At 77.2% G+C, this 637-nt stretch carries 1 protein-coding gene; it reads right to left on the bottom strand.

What is annotated here, in order from left to right; genetic code table 11:
* A partial coding sequence (locus tag FGF04_RS39715) for a DUF4350 domain-containing protein (protein WP_149516230.1) occupies positions 1-636 on the bottom strand: 636 nt, incomplete at its 3' end.
* Between the last annotated feature and the right edge of the window lies 1 nt (position 637).

The raw sequence follows: 637 nt of genomic DNA, 5'->3' as shown, positions 1-637 counted from the left end.
GAGCTGGAGGGCGAGGGAGGCGTTGCCCTGCTCGCCGAGGCGGTCGTTCCGGAGGATGTCGGGGGCGCCGAGGACGACGGTGTCGCCGTCGCCTTCGGCTGCCGGGATGCGGAGCAGGGTGGGCAGGCCCTCGCTGGGGTAGCAGGCGTCGGCGTCGGGGGCGTCCGTCGTGTAGCGCAGGCCGCCCGTGTCCGCGGTGCCCGCTCGTCGTGCGGCGGGCAGGGCGCAGCCGGGTGCGAGCGCGGAGTCGTAGCTGGGGGTGGCGTCGTTCTCGACCCCGGGAGCGAGGGTGCCGACGGACGGGGGGCCGGGGGCGACGAGGACGGTGCGGCCGCCGGAGTTCCCGTACGAGGAGTGCAGGCTGTCCTGCTGACGGGGGGTCAGCAGGTCGGGGCCGGCGATCAGGAGGGTCGTGCCGGGGCCGGCCGCGGTCCGCGCGCCGTCCAGGGTGGTGACCACGCGCGTGGAGACGCCGCGGTCGGCGAGCAGTTCGGCGACGGCGCGGCTGCCCTGGGGGTCGGCGGAGCGGGGGTCGAGGCTGCCGTGCTGCGCGCCGGAGCGTACGAGGGCGATGGTGACGGCGGCGGCCAGGAGGATCACGAGGGCGAGCAGGACGCCGCGCGAGCGGGTCCACACC

Origin of the sequence: Streptomyces apricus (assembly GCF_008369065.1) — a bacterium.
Taxonomy (GTDB): domain Bacteria; phylum Actinomycetota; class Actinomycetes; order Streptomycetales; family Streptomycetaceae; genus Streptomyces; species Streptomyces apricus.
The sequence above is the reverse complement of the archived record's forward strand: the minus strand, read 5'-3'. Positions and strand labels throughout refer to the sequence as shown.